Annotated in this window: 11 protein-coding genes; 6 read left to right on the top strand and 5 right to left on the bottom strand. The window is 50.7% G+C overall.

The features are described 5' to 3' along the window. Positions 1 to 1,020 carry an LLM class flavin-dependent oxidoreductase gene (locus EFB08_RS22375; protein ID WP_123129217.1) on the top strand — a complete coding sequence of 340 codons (1,020 nt, stop codon included), beginning with the start codon at positions 1 to 3 and terminating at the stop codon, positions 1,018 to 1,020. A gap of 155 nt (positions 1,021 to 1,175) precedes the next feature. On the opposite strand, the gene EFB08_RS22370 is transcribed toward EFB08_RS22375, so the two are convergent. From EFB08_RS22370 to EFB08_RS22350, 5 genes are all read right to left on the bottom strand, one after another. Further along, positions 1,176 to 1,697: a DUF4890 domain-containing protein gene (locus EFB08_RS22370; RefSeq protein ID WP_123129216.1), complete on the bottom strand. Its 522-nt coding sequence runs from the start codon at positions 1,695 to 1,697 to the stop codon at positions 1,176 to 1,178. 303 nt (positions 1,698 to 2,000) lie between these two features. Then, entirely contained in the window at positions 2,001 to 2,720 is a 720-nt protein-coding gene (locus EFB08_RS22365) for a DUF4197 domain-containing protein (protein ID WP_123129215.1), read from the bottom strand. A 261-nt stretch (positions 2,721 to 2,981) separates the two neighbouring features. Then, a complete protein-coding gene (locus EFB08_RS22360) occupies positions 2,982 to 3,185 on the bottom strand; it encodes a hypothetical protein (protein ID WP_123129214.1) in 204 nt (67 codons plus the stop codon). Between the two features lie 55 nt (positions 3,186 to 3,240). Then, positions 3,241 to 4,005: a LytR/AlgR family response regulator transcription factor gene (locus EFB08_RS22355; RefSeq protein ID WP_123129213.1), complete on the bottom strand. Its 765-nt coding sequence runs from the start codon at positions 4,003 to 4,005 to the stop codon at positions 3,241 to 3,243. Continuing rightward, positions 3,986 to 5,068: a sensor histidine kinase gene (locus EFB08_RS22350; RefSeq protein WP_123129212.1), complete on the bottom strand. Its 1,083-nt coding sequence runs from the start codon at positions 5,066 to 5,068 to the stop codon at positions 3,986 to 3,988. Before EFB08_RS22350 ends, EFB08_RS22355 begins: the two co-directional genes overlap by 20 nt. Positions 5,069 to 6,496: 1,428 nt before the next feature. Here EFB08_RS22350 and EFB08_RS22345 point away from each other — a divergent pair. From EFB08_RS22345 to EFB08_RS22325, 5 genes are all read left to right on the top strand, one after another. Then, positions 6,497 to 8,137, top strand: a complete 1,641-nt coding sequence (locus EFB08_RS22345) for a M28 family peptidase (protein WP_123129211.1) — start codon at positions 6,497 to 6,499, stop codon at positions 8,135 to 8,137. 366 nt (positions 8,138 to 8,503) lie between these two features. Then, on the top strand, positions 8,504 to 8,986 hold the full coding sequence (locus EFB08_RS22340) for a GbsR/MarR family transcriptional regulator (RefSeq protein WP_123129210.1): 483 nt from the start codon (positions 8,504 to 8,506) through the stop codon (positions 8,984 to 8,986). A 73-nt stretch (positions 8,987 to 9,059) separates the two neighbouring features. Next, positions 9,060 to 10,415 carry a TolC family protein gene (locus EFB08_RS22335; protein WP_227006439.1) on the top strand — a complete coding sequence of 452 codons (1,356 nt, stop codon included), beginning with the start codon at positions 9,060 to 9,062 and terminating at the stop codon, positions 10,413 to 10,415. Between the two features lie 24 nt (positions 10,416 to 10,439). Next, on the top strand, positions 10,440 to 11,501 hold the full coding sequence (locus EFB08_RS22330) for an efflux RND transporter periplasmic adaptor subunit (RefSeq protein ID WP_123129209.1): 1,062 nt from the start codon (positions 10,440 to 10,442) through the stop codon (positions 11,499 to 11,501). Between the two features lie 37 nt (positions 11,502 to 11,538). After that, positions 11,539 to 14,724 (top strand): efflux RND transporter permease subunit, encoded by a 3,186-nt coding sequence (locus EFB08_RS22325; RefSeq protein WP_123129208.1) that lies wholly within the window; start codon positions 11,539 to 11,541, stop codon positions 14,722 to 14,724. Positions 14,725 to 14,786 lie beyond the last annotated feature (62 nt).

Below are 14,786 nucleotides of genomic sequence, written 5' to 3'. Positions count from 1 at the left end.
ATGCAGTTCGGATATTGGTTACCTGTATTTGGCGGCTGGCTCCGCAACGTGCCCGAGGAAAATATGGCCACCTCCTGGGACTACGTGAAGAAACTGGCGCAGCGCAGCGAGGAATGGGGCTACAGCCTCTCCCTCATCGCGGAGTTGTACCTGAATGACATCAAAGGCCAGGAAGCTCCGGCCCTGGATGCTTGGTCTACCGCCGCAGCTTTAGCTGCCGTGACCGAGGAACTGGAGATCATGGTGGCCGTTCGGCCGACTTTCCATAACCCTGCCTTGCTGGCCAAAGCCGCTGCCAACATTGACCTCATCAGCAACGGCCGGCTGTCTCTGAACGTGGTATCCAGCTGGTGGAAAGACGAAGCCACCAAGTACGGTATCCAGTTTGAGCAGCACGATGACCGCTACGCCCGCACCAAGGAGTGGCTGGATGTAGTGACGAACCTCTGGGAGAAAGACCATTTCACCTATGAAGGCAAGTACTATCAGGTTACCGACAACGTGCTGCAACCCAAGCCCAAGAAAAAGCCGTTCATCTACGCCGGCGGCGAATCTGAAGCAGCCAAAACACTCATCTCCAACCAGTGCGACGGTTACGTGATGCACGGCGACACACCCGAGACCATCGGGAGCCGCATCTCAGACATGCATGAGCGCCGCGAGAAAGCCGGTTTGCCGCCTATGAAATATGGCGTGGCCGCTTACTCCATCGTGCGCGACACGGAGCAGGAGGTGAAGAAAGAACTGGAGCGCATCACTGATGTAAACGCCTCGGCGGCGGGATATGGCAATTATCAGCAATGGTTGGCCGGAACGCAGTTGGAGCAACAGGTTTCTTTGCAGGACTACTCGGTTTCTAACCGCGGTCTGCGCACAGGGCTCACCGGAACTCCGGCCCAGATTCAGGATAGAATTGGCGAGTACGAGAAAGTAGGTGTTGATTTCTTCCTGCTTCAGTGCAGCCCGCAACTGGAAGAGATGGAGCGTTTCTCTGAATCCGTGATACAGGTGACGGCCTAAGTCGTTTTCCTTGTATTTACAGAAAAGGCCCTGTTATCAGAAATAAGAGGGCCTTTTTATTTTGGCTGAAAGGTAAAGTCTAAGGGCACTTCCTTCCCCTCCACACGAAAAGAGCAAGCCCGCGGGCTTGCTCTTTTCGTGTGGAATCAGGTTGATTAACCGTTCTGTTGTCTTCTGACACGGTTCTCTTTTCCTTCTTCTCTTCCCTTGCGGTTGCTGCGGTTAGCTTGCATTTGCTTGCGCTCGGTTTCGTATTGGGCGTATTGTTTTTTACTCACGATGCTTTTGAACTCTTTCTCCCAGGAGGCCCGAAGTTGTTTCATTTGCTCACGACCTTCCTTGTAGCGCTCGCCGCCTTCGTTCCGCTGGCCTTTTTGGGCGTATTGGCCTTTGAAGCTTTCCAGTTGCTGGGCGTGTTTCAGGTTAAGGGCCTGTAGTTTCCGCTCCTGAGAATTGTTCAGGTCTAACTTCTGGGTAAGCAGTTGGGTGCGTTTGGTGGCGCGCTGCTCCGGCGACAACTTTTCGCGTCTTTCGCCTCCTCTGCGGCCTTCGCCTTTCACTCTTCTTCCCTGCTCTACTCTGTTCTCAGATTTTCTGTTTTGCTGCGGAGTAGTTTGGGCGTAAGAAGTTCCGGCTACTGCCAATCCTAAGGCGATCATTGCTACTAACTTTTTCATCTTCGTTTTACTATAAGGGTTTAAGTTTTCTAGGTTTTCAGGTAGTATCACCTGCTTGACTCTCCAATTGCAAAGCAGATGCCAAAAACTGCCCCATTACTCTCCATATTGGCCAAACGACCAAAGCCCTAAGTGAAACGGACAAAACCGGACTACGAAACGGACAAACTGTTTTAAGGCTGTTTTCAGAAAAACAGGCCTAAAACAGAAAGCGCCTTTGCCGATAAACAAAAGCGCTTTCTATCTCTTATAAAAGCCGTCATTACCTTGCCCAAGATGGCCCAGAAGCAACACTTGGCCTCCTTATCTCTGCTCCGCGAAAACTTTCCTGAGCAACTCTGAGGTTCTGGCCTGCGGATTCTCCCGGATGGCTCTCTCCTCTTTGGCCACCATCACAAACAAACCGTCCATGGCTTTCTGGGTGGCGTACTCATCCAGGTTGGGGTTCACCTTTTTCACCAGCGGAATCTTGTTGTAGGTCGTGATCAGGTTGGAATAGTATTGCGTCGCGTTGACCTTGCTCAACGACGTCTGGATGATGGGCTTGAACTTCTCGGTGAGTTGTTGGGAAGTGGTGCGCTGCAGGTATTGGGTGGCTGCATCGGGTTCCCCTTTCAAAATGGCAAAGGCGTCCTGGATGGTCATCTGTTTGATCGCCGACACGAAGATGGGTTTGGCTTCCTTGGCGGCGTCCTCGGCGGCCCGGTTCAAAGCCAGCACGAACTTGTCTACCTCTGCGCCCATGCCTATCTGCCGAAGCCGGGTTTCCACGTTCTTCACCTCCGGCGGAAAGGGAATCCTGATCTCGGGGTTCTTGAAATAACCGTCCACCTGAGAAACCAGATCAGAGCCCTTGGAGGCGCCATTGATCAAAGCTTCCTTCAGACCGGCCCCAACTTCGTCAGAGGAGAGTTGGCCTTTGGTGCCGGAGAGAATAGCGCCTTTGATCTTATCCAGTTTGATCTGAGCAGAGGCATCCTGCGCCATCAGGCCGAACGCTGCTAAAATGAGTATCTTTTTCATAGGTTTGAAGAAAATCGGTATAAATAAAAATGGAAACGCTTCCTGTTTTAAGCCAGTTTTTATAAAAACGGCCCCGAAACAGAAAGCGTATCAGATTTGCTTTAGAATTGGGTTAGGAGGAAGGAAAATATGGATTGCATTCCTCCTGATGCGGCGGAGAATATCGACCGGAAGGATATTACAAAATCGATGGGTGTTTTGGGCCTGTTTTTAGAAAAACAGGCTTAAAACGGATGTGAGAAAAGAAGGAGTGAGAAGCCCCTATTCAGAATACATCTTCCGCTGGGTGTCCTTCACTTTCTGTTTCTTCAAAGACTTGAGCTGGCTCTGAAGTATGTTGAGTTCCTGAATAAAGAGAACCTTGTTGTGTCTGCTCAACCGGTTGAAATCGGGTTGGTGCAGGCACTTCTTCATGAGGTTCACCTTTTGTTCCAGTTTTTGGGCGGCGGCATTTTGTAGTTCCATGGTTAGTAGATGATTTCGGGGCGGATTTCCCCTATCCGGCAGACTATCTTATGTATTATTTACTTCCCAGCCAGTTAAGGAAAACCGGGCTTTTGGCCTTGCTGATGATGATTTCCTCGGTGAAAGGAATGGTGAGGGCGACGGAGAGTTTCCGCCCGAAGTACTGCGAGGCCTCTTTGATGGCTTTGTAGTGCACCAGAAACTGCCGGTTGGCCCTGAAGAACTGAGCCCCGCAGATTGCCTCCATCTCTTCCATGTTCTGGTTGAGCGTGAACTTCCTTTGGTCGAAGGTGAGCACATGTGTAAACAGGTTCTGCGAGTAACAGACCGCAATCTGGTCAATGGGCAGCGGGATGATCTTGTCACGCTGAAATACCAGCACCGACTGTGGTTTCTGCTGGCCCTGGCGGTTGTCCAGAAGTTGCAGCAGCGCCTGGTAATCGGGTTTGGCGGGGGCCAGGCTTTCCTGCAACTGTTTGTATTTCAGGAGCGTTTTCTGGATAGTGGCTCGGTTGAAGGGCTTCAGGATGTAGTCAATGCCGTTGGCCCGAAAAGCCTCCAGGGCGTATTCGTTGTAGGCCGTGCAGAACACCACCGGTTTGGTGATGTCAATGGCCTGGAAAATCTCAAAGCTCAGGCCATCGCCTAGTTGGATATCGGAGAAGATAAGGTCAGGCTGCAGATTCTCCCTGAAATAGGCAACCGCGGCTTTCACCGAGGCCAGTACCGCCACGATGCGCGCCGAGGGTTCCACTTCTACCAACGTATCTGCCAGGTCTTCGGCCGTGAGGGGTTCGTCTTCAATTATGACAATGTTCATCAAACAACAAGGTAAGTTCCACTGAGAAATACTCTTCAGCCTCTGTAATGTTAATCCCGTCCCCTGAAATCACCCGGTACCGCTCCGCCAGGTTTTTCAGCCCGATGCCCGAGCTTGGCTCCAGCGTCTGTTTGGCTCTCCGGTTGTTCCAAACCACAATAGAGTTAGGTTCTTGGAAGGAAATCCGGATGGTGAGGGGCTCTTCCACGGTGAAGGCGTTGTGCTTGATAGCGTTCTCCACCAGCAGTTGCAGCGAGAAAACCGGCAGGCACCCCGTGGTGAGAATACGCTCGGGGACCTCCATCTGGTACTGAAACGAATCCTTGAACCGCACTTTCTGCATCTCCAGGTAATCTACGCACAGCTTCAGTTCCTCCTTCAGGGGGATGGTGGTTTCCTGTTGGGTGGAGATGGAAGCCCGCAGCAAGTCAGAGAGGCGCACCAGGTACTCCTCGGCCTCGGGGCGCTGCCGTTTGATTAGTGATTTAAGCGTGGTCAGGGAATTGAAGAGAAAGTGCGGCTGCAACTGGTGCTTCAGGTGCTGATGCTGCGCGATGGCGTGGTTCATCTTCAGCTGGCTGTTTTCCACCGCAATCTGGTCGCTTTTCCGCTGCAGGAAGATCAAATCCATCAGTACCAAAATAATGGTGTTGTTGGTGAGCGCCACAATAAGGGGGAAGATGCGCACCCGGGCTCCGTCCGAGGCCACGTAAATCAAGGCCATCATGCCATAATACACGAAGGTCGTGAACACATAACTGAGGACATACCGGCTGATCATTCGGGTCTTCTCGCTCAGGTTTACTTTGCCCAGGCGGCCATACAGATAGATATTGAAAAACCACAGGCAAAGCATGAGCAGCACAATGCCCATGAACGCGTACAAGTGGTTTTCTGACGTGGGAATACGGAATTCCCGCATGCCCTCTCGGGGAAAACGGCCCCTAAAAAAGAACGGCCTGCCGGCATTGATCATGGGAAAAAAGCTCAACACCCCCCAACCCAACGAGGTGATGACCGCAATCCTCCACAATCCTTTCCTGTATGAATCTGTCTGCAACATGGCTAAAGTTACTTCACTATTCTTAAGCAAGGTCCTCGCTGACTACCCTTGTCTTCTACCCAAATAAACTAATGAAGAATTAGTAACAATCGCCCCTATTCCACAAACATGCGGATAGGCGCAGTTTGGAACAACGGGAAAAAAGGTAAAGCGGACAATCTTACGGGTGAAACGGCAATACAGGTCTTGCGGCTGAATGTCATCCCAGGATAAGGCAGTAGTAAACATAACGGCGGCGAATGGGTTTTCTAGGTGAACGCTTTAGATTGGAAAGTTTATGGAAGAAAAAGAAGCGCCTTGTTTCAGGGGCATTTTGCGGAAAGAAGCCTATAAACAGCAGGTCTTTTCCTGGCGTTGGTCCTGAGATTCTCTATGGATGTACTTTTCCTTCCCGCTTGCCCGAAGTTTTATTTGGACCCGCAACAAAATTTTTCCAAGAGTGGAACAGATTTTGCACTTCTGATCGTTGTAGATACAAGAATGATTTCAGGAAGGTTTTTCTGATTTTTTTTCCTATATTCATGTAATCGTCGTAAAATGAATAAACCGTTTCGGCGTTACAAGGAGTATAAAATTTCAAAGAAGGGAGAGAACAGGCTCTATGATCTTCTGGTATCTTAAAAAGGTGCTTTACCCTGCTAATTTTTTATCTAAACCCATGACTAGCAACACAGTTTCTTCCATCGCTTCGTTACTGAAAGAGTTGATTTCAAGATTGACTGGTCCTACCCTGCAGCCGGTTCCCGTACCCGTTCGTCAGCAATCACGCTAATAACCGGGGCGCACCCTGCCGGGAGTAACAGAAGCCTTCATCCACTGACCAAGATTCCTACAAGAACATACCCTTAATCCCTGCCCCCTTTAGGAGCAGGGATTTTTTTGTGAGGCTTTTCCTCCTTTCGATTTATGGAAGTTTTCTCCAAAAGGAAGGTAAAACGCCATGCTGATGTGAGGAACTGGCCCTGACCAAGAGAATCCTTTCGGGATAGTGACCAAATTCTGTTTCAGGGCTGATTTTCTTAAAACAACCCCAAAACATAATAGTGAACTTACAACTTTGATTAGGAGATGTCTCTGTTGAACTTAATCTGAAGTTAGAATGGAATCCACACGCAAATCGTCTTCCTTTGAAGGGGGCAGGGGATGACAAGGGAGGCAAAAGAACCATCTGCTCCAGCCTAGTTGAAGTACAGCATGATTCTCGGGAACGCCTCATCTGCACGTGAAATCATCCCCCTACCCCCTTCAAGGGGGACGGTATGTGTGCATTGCAAAGTAGAGTGACAATCAAAAGTCGCTTTTGTATTTGATTCCCGAGTTCCCGTTAATTTAGTAATTTCCCGACCTGATCCGATGGATAACCCAGGCCCGGCACCTTTCCGGGGACAAAGGGATTCTTGGTACACTTTTTATAATCTTTGCCTTTATATGAAATTCAACTCCCTCCTAGTTGGTGCGCTGCTTTTGTCAGGTACTGCGTTTGGCCAATCGCTCACGCTTGAGAAAGACGTGGACCAGCAGCTGAAAAAAGTAAAACCCGAGGCTCTCAGAGCCCACATCCAATACCTGGCCGACGATAAACTGATGGGTCGGCTGCCCGGCACGCCCGGTTACCAGATGGCCGTGGATTACGTGGTGGACCAATTCAAGAAGCTAGGGGTACAGCCAGGGGGGGAGAACGGAACGTACCTGCAAAAGGTAAGGATCAGGAAAGCGTTCACGGGCAAAGATGCCGCGCTTTCGCTCACCACCGCTCAGGGTACGAAAGCCCTGGTACCCGGCACCGATTTCGTTTTCTACCCTAATCCGCAGAACCCTTCGGTAAGCCTTGAGGCCCCGCTGGCATTTGCCGGCTATGGCATCACTGCCCCAGAAGTAGGCTATGATGATTATGCCAACCTGGACGTGAAAGGCAAAGTGGTGGTGATTCTGAGGGGAGCGCCCAAGAATTTCCATTCTACCATTGCCGCTGCCAGCATGCACTTCTCCACCATTCTGCAGAATGCGGTGAACCATGGAGCGGTGGGTGTGGTAGTTGGGACCAATAACGCCAGCCCTCGGGCCATGCTGCCCAATCTATCCAGAGGCGCGAACAGTGTGATGACCGCCGAGGGTAAAGTAGCCGCATCGGGTAGTTTTGTGTCTGATCAGTCCAAACTGTTTTCCTACATCAACGCTGCTACTTTCCATTCTTTGCTGCAAGGTGCCGGGCTTGACACTGCCCAGGTAGTGGCCAACCTCCAGAAAGGTACCCCTAACTCTGCTGCCCTTCCGGCCAAACTGCAGGCTAGGTTTACTTCCACCTACCAGGATTTCGACTCCTACAACGTGGCGGGGAAAATCACAGGTTCAGATGCAACCTTAAAAGAAGAGTACGTGGTGCACAGCGCTCACTTAGACCACATGGGCATCAGCACACCCGTGAAAGGCGACTCCATATATAATGGAGCCCATGACAATGCCTCAGGAGTAGCCAGCGTGCTGGAGATTGCCAAGGTGTACTCCCAATTAAAGCAGAAACCAAAACGCTCGCTGCTGTTTGTGTTGGTGACGGGTGAGGAAATGGGCCTGCTGGGCTCAGCCTACTTCGCCAGGTACCCCACCGTTCCGAAGGAGAAAATCGTTGCCGACATCAACACCGATATGCCTACCATCATCGCTCCCCTGCTGTCTGCGGTGGCGTTGGGGGCCGAGCATTCGTCGCTGGCCCAACCGGTGGCCAAGGCTGCTGGTCACCTGGGCATTGCGGTAGAGGCTGATCCGGAACCAGATCAGAACCGATTCATCAGAAGCGATCAGTTCAGTTTCGTAAGCCAGGGCATTCCGGCGCTGCACATCAAATACGGCAACAAGACCAAAGACGGGCAGAACAACCTGAACAAGCAGGTAGAGGTTTGGCGTGCCGCGTTTTACCACAAACCGCAGGATGAACTCAACGAATCCTTTGATTTTGAAGCGGGCAAGCGCTACGTGCAACTGAACTTCCTGATCAGCTACCAAGTGGCTCAGGCCAGTCAGCGCCCTTCCTGGAACGCAAACGACTTTTTCGGAGGCCGATACAAGAAATAAGCTTTGTCAATTGGGAAGGCTCATCCCGTTTAGGCGCTGTTTAATGAAAACAGCGCCTAAACGGGATACTTTTTTATAGAAAGCCGACTTTCCTACCCTGACTTGACCCTTTGCCCTTCGGCGGAAAGCCTATCCTCGGGGAGACCACTCCCAAGGCCCCTGCTTACTGCGGCTGAGAACGATGCTTGAAGTTTTCCTTCTTTTTTTACCTCATTAGCTTAGTATGGTTTAGGCATTCTTTTCGATAAACAGCCTCTAAACGCCGGAAAACCCCTTTCCTATAGTTCAGAAAATATTCACAATTTTTAGTTCTCAAAATTATGAACTAAAGAAACTAACTAATACCTTTGTGCTGTTCTTAAACAAATGAGAGGAACAACCGTGGCAGAGTTAACGCAAGAACAAAAAAAACTGATTGAGAAAATGGGCATTTACCATGAGCAGCAGGGCTTTCCGCCCGTGACTGGCAGAATCATGGGCTTGCTTTATGTCTCAGACCGGCCGCACCTTAGTTTTGAGGAGATCGTGGAGACCTTGAACATCAGCAAAAGTGCTACCAGCAATGCTCTCCAGCTTCTGCAGCAGATGCGCCTGATAGAATATACTACCTACCCTGGTGACCGGAAACGGTATTTTGGGGCGCTGCTGGAAAACTGGCACGATGAGGTAGTGAACAAGATGGAGTCCATTCTGGGTTTCAGCAAATTGCTCAGGCAAGCCAATGAACTAAGGGGCGACAAGAACCCCGAAATGAATGAAAAGGTGCTGGAACGCATTGAGTTCATGGAATTTCTTTCCAAAGAGGTACCAGGTCTTTTACAGAGATGGATTAAGGAAAGAAAAGCATAATTTTTTTACCCAATTGGTTCTTTTTATTCAGAACTAACCATACATATAAAAACCAAATAATAAAAGTAAAACCGTGAATAAGAAGCATTTATTACTGAGCTTTCTCCTTACATTTTTGGTGAGGTTCAGTTATGCACAAACCCCGGCTCAAGGCCAGGTGCTATCGTTGCAGGAGGCCCTGAAGTTTGCCACCAGCAACAATATCTCCATCAAGCAAGCTCAGTTAGATGAGCAGAGTGCCGGATACAAGATCAACGAAACCAAGGGATCTGGCCTGCCCCAGGTGAATGGAACCGGACAGGTTAGCGTGTCGCCTTCCATTGCGACCCAGTTGCTGCCGGGTGAGTTTTTCAACCAGCCTGGAACGTACATCCCCGTGAAGTTCGGTCAGAAGTACAATGCCTCTGGAGGGTTGGAGCTTTCTCAGCTTATTTTCAGTAAGTCTTACTTTGTAGGCCTGGAAGCCGCCGCTACTACCCGTGATTTGTATCGTCTGCGTACCCAGATGAGCCAGGAAGATGTGATTTATAACGTGAGCTCGGCTTATTTGCAGGCGCTCCAGACTAAAGAGCAGTTCAACACCATTGAGGCCAACTACAACCGCCTGGTGCAGCTGGAGAAGATCCTGATGCTGCAATACAAGAATGATTTTGCCAAGAAGGTAGATGTAAACCGAATTACGGTAAACAAAACCAACCTGGAAAATCAGCGCCAGACGTTAGCCTCTGCTTACGAGCAGCAGAAAAACGCCTTGAAGTTCTTCATGGGCATGCCCATAGACCAGCAATTTGAGATATCAGACTCCACCACCTTAGCCAATGTGGCACTTCCGGCTGAAACCAACGTGAACGAGGTTCTGGCACTGCGGTCCGATTACCAGGCCCTGCAAACCCAGAAGAAGCTGTATGGCCTCAATGTTGAAAACATCAAAGGCCGGGCCTTCCCTACTTTGGCGGGCTTCGGACAATACATCTACAACGCGCAACGCGGCGAGTTTAACTTCTTTGACACCAACCAACCCTGGTTTAACACCTTTGTGCTGGGAGTTAGATTGAACATACCCATTTTTGATGGTTTCCAGCGGAGAAACCAAGTGAAACAGGCCCAGATTGAAGTGCAGAAAACAGAATTGTCTATGCAGAACCTGGCGCTCAACACCCAGATGGGCTTAGACAACGCAGTGAAACAAATCTCCACGAGCCAATTGGCCATAGAGAACCAGGAGCGAAACGTGAAGCTGGCGCAGGAGGTGTACACCACTACCAATAACCTTTACAAAGAAGGACTTTCGCCTTTGACAGATTTGCTGGAGGCTGAGGTGAGTTTACGCGATGCCCAAACCAATTTAAACAACGAACGCCTGAAGTATAAAATCGCGCAGCTCAACTTCGTGAAAGCCCGCGGCGAATTAAAGAACCTTATCAAATAACACCCATTCTGTACAACCACTAAAATGAAAAAACTGATTTATATCCTCGTTGTTGTAGTCCTGGTAGGCGCGGTAGCTTATACGCTCAACAAGAACAAGAAGGAAATGACCGAGAAGGCCGCCGTGGCCGAGATCAAGAGTGAAGCCATTCCGGTGACGTTGACTGAAGCGCAATCTGCCAAACTGGATAAGTCTTTCACTGCCCAAGGGAATTTCAAACCGGTGCAGAGCCTTACGCTGGTGTCTGAGATTTCCGGCCAGATCCAACGCGTACTCAAACGCAAAGGTGACAAGGTACGTGCCGGTGAGTTGCTGATCCAGGTAGAGGACAATACCATGAGCGCCAACCTGGCCACTGCCCAAGCCAACTACCAGAAGGCCCAGAAAGACCTAGAGCGCATGAAAAACCTGATTGCCGGTGACGCCGTGACCAAGCGCCAGTTAGAAGATGCCCAGATCAACGTGAACGCCACCCGCGCGCAGTTAGTAGCCGCCCGCCAGAACCAATCCAATACCCGTGTGACTTCGCCCATCAACGGCGAGATCAACGAAATGTACATTGAGGTAGGTTCTTACCTGAACGCCAATGCCGGCACCAGAATGTATGACATCGTGAACGTTGACCGCCTGAAACTGAACGTGAAGGTGTCTGAGGCGGAAGTGTTGCTCATCAACCGTGGCCAGAAAGTGAAGGTGACTGCCAATGCCGGCGGTGCCCAGGAATACGAAGGTACGGTGACCGCCATCGGAGCATCCGCTGACGCCAGCCTGAAGTTTGACGTGGAGATTGAAGTGAAAAACACCGCCAACAACAACCTGCGGGCTGGTATGTACGGCACGGCTTTCTTCCCGGTGAACGCCCAGCGCGACGCTCTGCTGTTACCGCGTGAAGCCATTGTGGGTAGCATCCAGGATCCAAGCGTGTACGTGGTGAACGACAACAAAGCCAACCTCAGAAAAGTGAAAGTGGGTATTGTGACCCAAGATCAGGTTGAAATCCTGGAGGGCGTACAGCCAGGTGAGAAAGTGGTACGCAGTGGTCAGATCAACCTGCGCGAAGGCATCCAGGTAACTGCCCTTAAGTAATCAATTCGCTTTTCTTTTTACAGAAGAAGTTTAGAACATGAACATAACCAAATTATCTATCCAGCGGTCAACCTTAGTGGTGGTGGTCTTCACCATCCTGACCCTGCTAGGTGTTGTTTCCTATAAATCCCTCAACTACGAGTTGCTGCCTAAGTTCAGCCCGCCCGTGTTGACGATCACCACCCTTTATCCCGGTGCTTCGCCCAACGAGGTGGAGAACTCGGTGACCAAAGAGATTGAGGACGCGCTTTCTGCCCTGGAGAACGTGAAGGAGATGAAAGGAACCTCTTTGGAGAGTTTCTCTATCATCACCATTCAGCTGAACCAGGGAACCAACGTGGACTTGAGTTTACAGGATGCCCAGCGGAAGATTAACGCCATTCTGGCCCGTTTGCCCGAAGACGCAGATCCTCCTACCCTGAACAAGTTTGACTTTGACGATTTGCCTATCATCAAGATGGGGGCCACGGCCAACATGCCTGCCACCGAGTTCTTCGACCTGATCGACAACAAAATTAAGCCTGAGCTTTCCCGCGTGCCAGGTATGGCCCAGATCAAGGTATTGGGTGGTTCTGAGCGGGAGATCAAAGTGAACATCCAGGCTGACAAACTGGAAGCGTACGGTATCTCCATCCTGCAGGTACAGCAGAAGATCAGGAACTCCAACCTGGACTTCCCTACCGGTAGAATCAAAAACGAGAACGGACAGACCCAGCTTCGTTTGGCCGGTAAATACCAGGACCTGAACCAACTGCGTAACCTGGTCATCAAATCGGACCAGAATGGTACCGTGCGTCTGTCTGACTTAGCCGAAGTGCAGGATACCCAGAAAGACGTGGACGTGTTGAGCCGTATCAACTCCAAAGCATCGGTGGGGATCACTATCCAGAAGCAGTCAGATGCCAACGCCGTAGAGGTGAGTGCCCAGACCAAAGCCGCCTTGGCTAACCTGGAGAAAATCTATGCCAAAGAAGGCCTGAAGTTCAACATTGCCTCAGATAGCTCTGACTTTACGTTAGAGGCCGCTGACTCCGTGATCCATGACTTGGTGATTGCCGTTGTGCTGGTTGCCGTGGTAATGCTGCTGTTCCTGCACTCGCTGCGTAATGCCGTGATTGTAATGGTGTCTATCCCGGCCTCCTTGGTAGCTACCTTTATTGCCATGTTCCTGTTGGGCTACTCGTTGAACCTGATGTCTCTGCTGGCTCTTTCGCTGGTGGTGGGTATTCTGGTGGATGACGCCATTGTGGTGATTGAGAACATCTACCGGCACATGGAGATGGGAAAAACCCCAGCCCAGGCGGCTTACGATGGTATCAAAGAAATCATGGCAACGGTTACCTCCATTACCCTGGTAATTGTGGTAGTATTCGTGCCGATTGCCTTATCAACTGGTCTGGTATCTGACATCTTGCGCCAGTTTGCAGTGGTAGTAGCCATTGCGACCATGATCTCCCTGTTCGTAGCCTTTACCCTGATTCCGTTGCTGGCCAGCCGTTTCTCTAAACTGGAGCACGTGTCTGACAAAAACATGTTCGGGCGGTTCATCCTGTGGTTTGAGCGTTTGCTGGACAGAATCATTGAAGGTTTCACCGATACGCTGAAGTGGGCATTCAACCATAAGTTTATCACGCTAGGCGTAACCTTCCTGTTGTTGATTGCCTCGTTTATGCTGGTGCCGTTTGGCTTTATCGGTTCTGAGTTTATCCCGGCGGGTGACCGTGGCGAGGTGAGCTTACAGCTTGAATTGCCGAAAAACTCAACCGTGGAGCAAACCAACTTCGCCACGAAACAGGTGGAAGAATACCTGCGCACTATCCCGGAAGTGAAGCGCGTGTTTACCACCGTAGGTACCACGGCTTCTTCCCAGCAAGGTCAAACCTCTGCTTATCAGTCTGAATTATCAGTAGCCTTGGTGGATGTGAAAGAGCGGGCGTTCAGTACGCAGCAATTCAGCCGGCAGGCCAAAGCCGATATTGAAAGCAGATTACCAAACGTAGAGGTTTCCCCTGTACCGGTGGGTCTGGTGGGGAACGCTCAGGCGCCTATCCAAGTAGTGCTCTCGGGTTCTAACCTGGATACCTTAATTGCTTTCTCTAAACGCGTCACCAACGTGGTGGAAGGCGTGGAAGGAACCGTGGACGTGGAAGTGTCTGTAGAAGGCGGTAACCCTGAGATTGAAGTGATTGTGGACCGTGACAAGATGGCGAGCGTAGGCATGTCCCTGGAAAGTGTGGGTGCCGGTATGCAAATGGCGTTCTCCGGTAACACAGACGCTACCTTCCGCTCCGGTACCGAGGACTACGACATCAACATCCGTTTGGATGAGTTTGACCGCCGCAACGTAACCGATATCGCCAACCTTTCCTTCATCAACAACCAGGGCAAGGTAGTTCGTTTGGGTCAGTTCGCCGATGTGAAGCAGTCTACGGGTCCATCACAGTTAGAGCGTACCAACCGCGTGACGTCTTTGAACGTGAACTCACAGGTAATCGGGCGTCCGTCTGGTTCCGTGGGTGCTGATATCCAGGCCAAGATGGCCGAGGTGAAAGTGCCGAACGGAGTGACCATTGACTACGCCGGAGACCTGAAAAACCAGAGCGAAGGTTTCGGTACGTTGGGGATTGCCTTGCTGGCTTCTATAATCTTCGTGTACCTGATCATGGTGGCCTTGTATGACTCGTATGTGTACCCATTGGTGGTATTGTTCTCTATTCCGTTGGCGATCATCGGGGCCTTATTAGCCCTGGCCTTGGCCGCCCAGTCACTGAGCATCTTCTCCATCCTGGGTATCATCATGATGATTGGTCTGGTAGCCAAGAACGCCATCATGGTGGTGGACTTCACGAACCAGATGAAGAAAGAAGGACACCACGTGAAAGACGCCTTGCTGGAAGCCGTTAGAATCCGTTTCCGACCTATCCTGATGACGACCCTGGCGATGGTGATCGGTATGTTGCCGATTGCGTTAGCGGGCGGATCAGTAGCCGCGACCAAGAACGGCCTGGCCTGGGCCTTGATCGGGGGTCTGAGTTCCTCCATGTTCCTGACCCTGATTGTGGTACCTATCATCTACTATGGTTTCGACCGCATCCTGGCTAAGTTTGGCTGGGACAAGCAGACCGAGATCATCTTGATTGACAAAACCGCCGAGGAACTAGAGCGCGAAACCGCTGAACTGGAAGGCAAGAAAGAACATCACGGGCAACCAGCCCTTGTGTAATAACCTACAATAATGAATGATGTAAAGGCGGGCGCATTTTGCGCCCGTTTTTATCACTTACC

This window comes from Rufibacter latericius (assembly GCF_003721515.1).
Taxonomy (GTDB): Bacteria; Bacteroidota; Bacteroidia; order Cytophagales; family Hymenobacteraceae; genus Nibribacter; species Nibribacter latericius.
Note: the sequence above shows the minus strand (reverse complement) of the source record. Positions and strands in the feature narration are given on the sequence as shown.

Excerpts from the sequence above, each read along its gene's own strand:
- EFB08_RS22375 (WP_123129217.1), top strand. The coding sequence starts at position 1 with ATGCAGTTCGGATATTGGTTACCTGTATTTGGCGGCTGGCTCCGCAAC.
- EFB08_RS22370 (WP_123129216.1), bottom strand. The coding sequence starts at position 1,697 with ATGAAAAAGTTAGTAGCAATGATCGCCTTAGGATTGGCAGTAGCCGGA.
- EFB08_RS22365 (WP_123129215.1), bottom strand. The coding sequence starts at position 2,720 with ATGAAAAAGATACTCATTTTAGCAGCGTTCGGCCTGATGGCGCAGGAT.
- EFB08_RS22360 (WP_123129214.1), bottom strand. The coding sequence starts at position 3,185 with ATGGAACTACAAAATGCCGCCGCCCAAAAACTGGAACAAAAGGTGAAC.
- EFB08_RS22355 (WP_123129213.1), bottom strand. The coding sequence starts at position 4,005 with ATGAACATTGTCATAATTGAAGACGAACCCCTCACGGCCGAAGACCTG.
- EFB08_RS22350 (WP_123129212.1), bottom strand. The coding sequence starts at position 5,068 with ATGTTGCAGACAGATTCATACAGGAAAGGATTGTGGAGGATTGCGGTC.
- EFB08_RS22345 (WP_123129211.1), top strand. The coding sequence starts at position 6,497 with ATGAAATTCAACTCCCTCCTAGTTGGTGCGCTGCTTTTGTCAGGTACT.
- EFB08_RS22340 (WP_123129210.1), top strand. The coding sequence starts at position 8,504 with ATGAGAGGAACAACCGTGGCAGAGTTAACGCAAGAACAAAAAAAACTG.
- EFB08_RS22330 (WP_123129209.1), top strand. The coding sequence starts at position 10,440 with ATGAAAAAACTGATTTATATCCTCGTTGTTGTAGTCCTGGTAGGCGCG.
- EFB08_RS22325 (WP_123129208.1), top strand. The coding sequence starts at position 11,539 with ATGAACATAACCAAATTATCTATCCAGCGGTCAACCTTAGTGGTGGTG.